Source organism: Cytophagia bacterium CHB2, assembly GCA_030263535.1.
In the GTDB taxonomy this organism is placed as follows: domain Bacteria; phylum Zhuqueibacterota; class Zhuqueibacteria; order Zhuqueibacterales; family Zhuqueibacteraceae; genus Coneutiohabitans.
In genome coordinates this window covers 1-6,695 of the sequence record SZPB01000356.1, presented here as the reverse complement: position 1 = coordinate 6,695, position 6,695 = coordinate 1, and the positions used below count along the sequence as shown (strand labels likewise).

Annotated in this window: 9 protein-coding genes and 1 pseudogene; all 10 read left to right on the top strand. The window is 52.1% G+C overall.

The window, feature by feature from the left end; all coding sequences use genetic code 11:
- The coding region (locus FBQ85_24550; GenBank protein ID MDL1878302.1) for a hydrogenase at window positions 1-507 on the top strand (507 nt) is incomplete at its 5' end.
- A gap of 24 nt (window positions 508-531) precedes the next feature.
- A pseudogene (locus FBQ85_24545) lies at window positions 532-824 on the top strand (DUF4160 domain-containing protein).
- Window positions 825-832: 8 nt separating this feature from the next.
- Window positions 833-1,117 (top strand): DUF2442 domain-containing protein, encoded by a 285-nt coding sequence (locus FBQ85_24540; protein ID MDL1878301.1) that lies wholly within the window; start codon window positions 833-835, stop codon window positions 1,115-1,117.
- A gap of 45 nt (window positions 1,118-1,162) precedes the next feature.
- A complete protein-coding gene (locus FBQ85_24535) occupies window positions 1,163-1,672 on the top strand; it encodes a DUF3341 domain-containing protein (GenBank protein ID MDL1878300.1) in 510 nt (169 codons plus the stop codon).
- A gap of 60 nt (window positions 1,673-1,732) precedes the next feature.
- Window positions 1,733-2,338, top strand: coding sequence for a cytochrome c (locus FBQ85_24530; GenBank protein ID MDL1878299.1), 606 nt, complete (start codon window positions 1,733-1,735; stop codon window positions 2,336-2,338).
- A complete protein-coding gene (locus tag FBQ85_24525; protein MDL1878298.1) occupies window positions 2,335-3,519 on the top strand; it encodes a hypothetical protein in 1,185 nt (394 codons plus the stop codon). The genes FBQ85_24530 and FBQ85_24525 overlap by 4 nt, the downstream gene beginning before the upstream one ends.
- Before the next feature lie 83 nt (window positions 3,520-3,602).
- Complete coding sequence (locus FBQ85_24520; GenBank protein ID MDL1878297.1) at window positions 3,603-4,019, top strand: hypothetical protein; 417 nt, start codon at window positions 3,603-3,605, stop codon at window positions 4,017-4,019.
- The gene (locus FBQ85_24515; protein ID MDL1878296.1) at window positions 4,016-4,846 is read left to right on the top strand and encodes an SCO family protein; all 831 of its coding nucleotides are present in this window, start codon (window positions 4,016-4,018) and stop codon (window positions 4,844-4,846) included. Before FBQ85_24520 ends, FBQ85_24515 begins: the two co-directional genes overlap by 4 nt.
- Before the next feature lie 148 nt (window positions 4,847-4,994).
- Window positions 4,995-5,927, top strand: coding sequence for a cytochrome c oxidase subunit II (gene coxB / locus FBQ85_24510; GenBank protein ID MDL1878295.1), 933 nt, complete (start codon window positions 4,995-4,997; stop codon window positions 5,925-5,927).
- A 59-nt stretch (window positions 5,928-5,986) separates the two neighbouring features.
- The coding region (locus FBQ85_24505) for a cytochrome c oxidase subunit I (GenBank protein ID MDL1878294.1) at window positions 5,987-6,695 on the top strand (709 nt) is incomplete at its 3' end.

Genomic DNA, 6,695 nt, shown 5'->3' with positions numbered 1-6,695 from the left:
TACGGCCTGGAAGATTTTATCACCACCCGGCATTTGCGCAACATGGCGAAGATCATGCTCGCCACCGGTTTGATCGTTGTTTATGGTTATGCCATGGAAGCTTTTATGGCGTGGTACAGCGGTAACCAATACGAATGGTACATGATGGTGAACCGCTGGACCGGACCTTATGCGCCGGCTTATTGGGCGCTGCTCCTGTGCAACTTTGTGGTGCCGCAGTTGCTTTGGATCGAAAAAGTCCAAAGCAATACGATATGGCTGTTCATCATCTCCATCGTCGTGAGCATTGGCATGTGGCTCGAGCGTTTTGTGATCGTGGTGACCAGCTTGCACCGCGATTTTATGCCGTCATCCTGGGGCATGTACTCTCCCACAATGTGGGATTGGGCGACGTATATCGGCACGATCGGCTTGTTCTTTGCGCTCATCTTTCTCTTTGTGCGCGTGCTGCCGGCGATTTCAATTTTTGAGATGCGCACACTGGTGCCGGCGGAGGAGGGGAAGTGATCCTGTCAGGGAAGAATCGGATAGATGCCAAAGCTTTATGAGTATTTCGGTCTCGTTGTATTTTTCTTTGCAAATGATCATGAGCCAATTCACGTTCATGGTCGTTATCAAGCCGCTGAGATGAAGGCTGAACTCATAATTGAAAATGGCAAGGTCGTTGAAATTCGGATCAAGCATCTCAAGGGCAAAAAGCCACTGCCAAAATCGCAGCTTTCCGATTTCAGAAAACTGGTTGCGAGTCATGCTGATGAAATCGTCCAAAGTGGGTTGATTTCTTTGTGATGGGCAAGCAAATCAAGTCCAAGACTATCAAGTAGAAATTGAAATGAGCAAGATCAAAATCACATACGAGCCTGCTCTAGAAACCGAGATCATCGAAATCGTGCAGGCGGAATATCTTGACGGCTATCGCCTGAAAATTTGGTTCAATAATGGCAAAAAGCGCATCATCGATTTTGAGCCATTTTTGCGAAGCGCGCGCAATCCTCTTTTCAAAAAATATCTTCACCTAAAAGAGTTGAAAAAATTCTCCATCGTTTATGGCAATTTAGATTGGAATGACTACGAGATGTGCTTCCCGGTAAGCGATTTGTATGAGGGTAAGATTTAGCCTATGAACCTCAACACCAAAAACGAGTCTTCGCTCTACGGCCTCATGGCCGAGTTCGAAACGCCCAACGATTTGCTCGAAGGCGCCAAACGCGCGCATGCCGCGGGCTATCGCAAGCTGGACGCCTACACCCCTTTCCCGGTGGAGGGCCTGGCGGAAGCGATACATGTGCATCGCAACCGCTTGCCGCGCTTTGTTTTGATCGGCGGAATCGTCGGCTGCCTGGTGGGTTTCTTCTTTCAATACTATGCCGCCGTGATCGATTATCCCTTGAATGTCGGCGGTCGCCCGTTTAACAGTTGGCCCTCGTTCATTCCTATCACGTTCGAGGTGACGATTTTGTTCGCGGCCTTCACCGCGGTGCTGGCAATGTTCGCGCTCAACGGCCTGCCGCAGCCTTATCACCCGGTGTTCAACGTCGAACGTTTCGAACACGCCACGCGCGATCGCTTTTTTCTGTGTATTGAAACGCGTGATCCGAAATTCGATCTTGCGGCAACCAAGCAGTTTATGGAAAGTCTGCGGCCTTATGCCGTGTATGAGGTTGAACCGTGAATGGAATGATTCAGACGGCAGACACACTTTGTAAATCAGTCACCAAATAATAGTATGATCATGCGATTTACTCAGATCGAATCTCTAATTTCCATTTTCCATCTTCGATTCCCGCTTCTCCTGCTCGGCCTGCTCGTCATTACTGGCTGCCGGCAAGACATGCACGATCAACCACGCTACGAGCCGCTCGAAGCCAGTACATTTTTTAAAGATGGCCGCGCTTCCAGGCCGCAAGTGCCGGGCACCGTCGCGCGCGGCCAACTCAAAATCGATGAGCACCTGTATTCGGGAAAAATCGCCGGTAAGCCGGTGGACGCGTTTCCCTTTCCCATCACCAAAGACATTTTGGCGCGCGGCCAGGAACGCTACAACATTTTTTGCGCGCCTTGTCATGCGCGCATCGGCGACGGCAGCGGCATGATTGTGCAGCGCGGTATGCGCCAGCCGCCTTCGTTTCACACGCAACGCCTGCGTGAAGCGCCGGCTGGTTACTATTTTGATGTCATCACCAACGGCTTCGGAACCATGTATAGTTATGCCGATCGCGTTACCGTAAATGATCGCTGGGCCATCGTCGCTTACATTCGCGCCCTGCAATTGAGCCAAAACGCCACGATTGAAGATGTTCCTGCAAGCCAACGCCAGCAACTCGGAGCCGCGCGATGAATCAAGCCGAAACGTTAACCCCTGTTTTAAGCCGTTGGCAGCAGCGCGCGCTGATCATTGGCGTGATCGCTTTGGCGTTGTGCGGCGCAGGCGCCTTTCTCAGCACGACACAGTTCTTTCGCTCTTACTTGTTCGGTTATTTGTTTTGGCTCGGCCTCACCCTGGGCAGCTTTGCATTGCTGGCCTTGCACCACATGGTGGGCGGCGGCTGGGGCTTCTCGATTCAGCGCATGCTCGAATCCGGCACACGCACGCTGCCGCTGATGATCGTTCTGCTGCTGCCGCTCGCCTTTGGCGTCAAAGAACTGTATATCTGGGCGCAACCGGAAGTCATGGCGCAAGACAAGCTTTTGCAGCACAAGGTTCCATATTTGAATATCTCTTTTTTTGCGATTCGAACGGCGGTTTATTTCGCCATTTGGGGCATATTCATCTTTTGGCTGAATCGCTGGTCCAAGCGCCAGGATGAAAACGGCGACGCCGCGCTCAGCACGAAGCTGCGCCATCTCAGCGGGCCGGCGTTGGTGATCTATGTGTTGACGCTCACCTTTGCCTCGGTTGATTGGGTGATGTCGCTCGATCCGCATTGGTTCTCGACGATCTACGGCGTGCTTTTCGTCGTGGGAAATGGCCTGCTCACGCTCGCGTTTGTTATCGTCGCAGCGGTCCTGCTGGCCCAGCATAAACCGTTGTCCGAGGTGATGGAGGCGAAGCACTTTCACGATCTTGGCAATTTGATGTTTGCGTTCGTGTTGCTCTGGGCCTACGTGTCGTTTTCCCAGTTTCTGATTATCTGGTCAGGAAATCTGCCGGAAGAAATTCCGTGGTACCTGCACCGGATGCACGGCGGCTGGCAGTGGCTTGCGCTCGCTCTTGTGCTTTTTCACTTCGCCTTGCAGTTCGTGTTTTTATTGTCCCGCAAAGCGAAACGCCGCGTGGAGGTGCTGCGCAAGGTCGCGCTCTGGATGATCGCCATGCGTTTTATTGATTTGTTCTGGTTGATCGCGCCCAGCTTTCACGCAGAACGGTTGACGGTTCACTGGTTGGATATTGTTGCGCCGGCCGGTATCGGCGGCCTTTGGCTGGCCTATTTCGTCTGGCAACTCAAAGATCGCGCGTTGCTGCCGTTGCACGACCCGCGCCTCGAAATTGCTTTTAGCCACAAAGAGCATCAGCATTGAGCCGAAGCAAACGGGAAAATGGCTGATTTCGGCTGGATGCAAGCATTATGATGATGAGAGAATTTTTTGTTTAAGAATTGATTATGCAGACACACGATAACAATCACCGCGGCCACGAAACCACGGACGCGGATGCTCGTTCCCTTTTGTTTTCCGGGCTGGGATTATTGGGTATCATGGCAGTAACGATCGTATTGCTGATTGGTGCCCTCAAATTTCTCGAAAACCGGCAAAAACGCATTGAAATTCCTCCGCATGCCCTGGCCGCACAATCGCAGATGCCGCCGGCGCCGCGCCTGCAAATCACTCCCGAACGTGATTTACAGAACTATTATCTCAAAGAAGACTCGCTGTTGCACGGTTATGGCTGGGTTGTTCGTGAAGCCGGCATTGCGCGCATTCCAGTGGACAGCGCCATGGCGTTGTTGCTCAAGCGCGGCTTGCCGGTGCGCGATCAGAATCTTGCAGCAAAGCTGGAAAATGGAGGAACGCGGCCATGAAAACACGTTTTCACTTTTCGCTCCTTCTCTTGCTAACTTCGCTTCTTTTGTTGTCAAGCCTGCACGCGCAGGGGCTTAACGCCTCCAACCAGCCCGACATTCTCAAAAAGATCGGTATTGATCAGAGATTGGGTGAACAAGCGCCGCTTGATTTGGAGTTTTATGACGAGGCCGGCAACACGGTACCGTTGCAACAATACTTCGGTGAGAAGCCCGTGATTCTCGCGCTGGTATATTACAATTGCCCGATGTTGTGCAATCTGGTGCTGAATGGATTGACGAAAAATCTCAAACCCTTGTCGTTCAGCGCCGGCGAGGAATTCGACATCATCAGCTTGAGCTTCGATCATCGTGAAACACCCGCGCTCGCGGCGGAAAAGAAGAAAAATTATCTCAAGGATTACGATCGAGCCAGTGCGGCCAGCGGTTGGCATTTTCTCACCGGCGATTCGGTCAACATTTCCCGGCTTGCTGAGGCGGTGGGTTTTCGTTATCAATTTGATCCTGTAACCCAGGAATATGCCCATGCTGGCGGCATTATGGTGTTGACGCCGCAAGGCAAGCTCGCGCGTTATTTCTACGGCGTTGATTATCCCAGCCGCGATTTACGCTTGAGCCTGGTGGAAGCCTCCGAGAACAAAATCGGTTCGCCGGTGGATCAACTGCTGTTGTATTGTTATCACTATGATCCGAGAACGGGCAAATATGGCCTGGTGATCATGAATGTGTTGCGCCTGGCGGGCATTGCCACGGTGCTGGTGTTGGTGGCTTTTGTCATCGTCATGCTTCGGCGAGACCGCAAGATGGCTGTGAGTGCAAGAGCGTAGAAACCGCGGTTACCGGTTCCGGTAAAATGTTTTTCAATTTGGCATTTTCATTAAATGGTTTTTTGCGGCAAGCTTTAGATGAAATTCTTATTCATTTGATGGAACGAGCCTAGATATAACTTTTTCACGCTAGTTATTTTTTGAGATTATGGGCAAAGACTTTCAATTTTTTCCTGAACAAGCCTCGCGTTTGGCCGGCGAGGTCGATTTGTTGTACTATTTTCTCATCGGCCTCACGACTTTTTTTACACTGTTGATCTTTTTTTTAATTTATCTCTTTGCCGTGCGCTACCGCCGCAAGTCGGAGGAAGATGCACCCAAGCAGATTCCCGGCTTGCTCAAGCTCGAATTGGCCTGGTCGATCATTCCGTTTATTTTGGCGATGATCACATTTTGGTGGGGCGCGAGTCTATACTTCGAAGCCTACTCCGCGCCGCCCAAAGATGCGATTGAAGTCTATGTCGTCGGCAAGCAGTGGATGTGGCATATCCAGCATCCCAGCGGCCAGCGCGAGATCAACACCCTGCACGTTCCCCTCGGGCAAACCGTAAAGTTAACGATGACCACCGAGGACGTCATTCACAGTTTTTACATTCCGGCGTTTCGCGTGAAGAAGGACGTGGTGCCGGGCCGTTACACACATCTCTGGTTCGAGGCCACCAAAGTCGGCGAATATCATCTCTTCTGCGCGGAATATTGCGGCACGAAGCATTCCGAGATGATCGGCACCGTGGTCGTCATGGAGCCGAATGATTACCAAAACTGGTTGAGCGGCAACGAGAGCGGTGAAACGCTGGCCTCCGCCGGCGAAAAGAAATTCAATCAACTCGGCTGCAGCACCTGCCACGCAAATGTCGCCGGCGCGCGCGGACCTTCGCTGGTCGGCGTGTTTGGATCGGAAGTCAAGCTTGCCGACGGCCGTACCGTGATCGCGGATGAAGGCTATCTGCGCGAATCGCTGCTCAATCCCGGCGCAAAAGTCACAGCCGGCTATCAACCGCTCATGCCCACGTTTCAGGGGCAAATCAATGAAGCCGGAATTTTGCAGCTTACCGCCTATATTAAATCGTTGCAGAGATAACCCTGCCGCCCGGCCGCAACCAGCGTCCGGACGGTGAAATTCAGTAAAGAAAGTGAACAATGGCTACTGCTGTTTTCAAACCTTTTGATCATCAAATTGCTGACCCTGAAGAGATTCCTAAAAAGCATTATCTCAATGCCGGGTTCAGCGCGAAATCCTGGCTGCTCACCGTCGATCACAAGCGCATCGCGATTCTTTATTTGATCTCGGTGACGTTTTTCTTTTTGATCGGCGGTTTGTTTGCCGTGTTTGTGCGTCTCGAGTTAATGACACCCGCTGCGGACTTGATGCAATCCGAGACGTACAACAAAATGTTCACGATGCACGGCATCATGATGGTGTTCTTCTTTCTCATCCCGGCGATTCCCGCAATACTCGGCAATTTCCTCGTGCCGCTCATGATCGGTGCCAAGGATTTGGCGTTCCCACGCATCAACCTCCTGAGTTGGTACATTTATATCATCGGCGGTTTGTTCACGTTTGCCGCGGTGTTGCTCGGCGGGGTCGATACCGGCTGGACCTTCTACACGCCTTACAGCAGCACGTATTCGAACACCAACGTCATTCTCGCTGCGGTCGGCATTTTTATCACTGGTTTTTCCTCGATTCTCACCGGCCTCAATTTTATTGTGACGATTCACAAAATGCGCGCCCCCGGCCTTTCCTGGCATCGTCTGCCGCTCTTCATCTGGGCGCACTACGCGACGAGCCTCATCCAGATCCTCGGCACGCCGGTCGTCGCCATCGCGGTGCTGCTCGTCGCGCTCG

What these genes read in the sequence shown, in the direction of transcription:
- FBQ85_24540 (MDL1878301.1), top strand. Translation starts at nt 833, where the DNA reads ATGAGCAAGATCAAAATCACATACGAGCCTGCTCTAGAAACCGAGATC.
- FBQ85_24535 (MDL1878300.1), top strand. Translation starts at nt 1,163, where the DNA reads ATGGCCGAGTTCGAAACGCCCAACGATTTGCTCGAAGGCGCCAAACGC.
- FBQ85_24530 (MDL1878299.1), top strand. Translation starts at nt 1,733, where the DNA reads ATGCGATTTACTCAGATCGAATCTCTAATTTCCATTTTCCATCTTCGA.
- FBQ85_24525 (MDL1878298.1), top strand. Translation starts at nt 2,335, where the DNA reads ATGAATCAAGCCGAAACGTTAACCCCTGTTTTAAGCCGTTGGCAGCAG.
- FBQ85_24520 (MDL1878297.1), top strand. Translation starts at nt 3,603, where the DNA reads ATGCAGACACACGATAACAATCACCGCGGCCACGAAACCACGGACGCG.
- FBQ85_24515 (MDL1878296.1), top strand. Translation starts at nt 4,016, where the DNA reads ATGAAAACACGTTTTCACTTTTCGCTCCTTCTCTTGCTAACTTCGCTT.
- coxB (MDL1878295.1), top strand. Translation starts at nt 4,995, where the DNA reads ATGGGCAAAGACTTTCAATTTTTTCCTGAACAAGCCTCGCGTTTGGCC.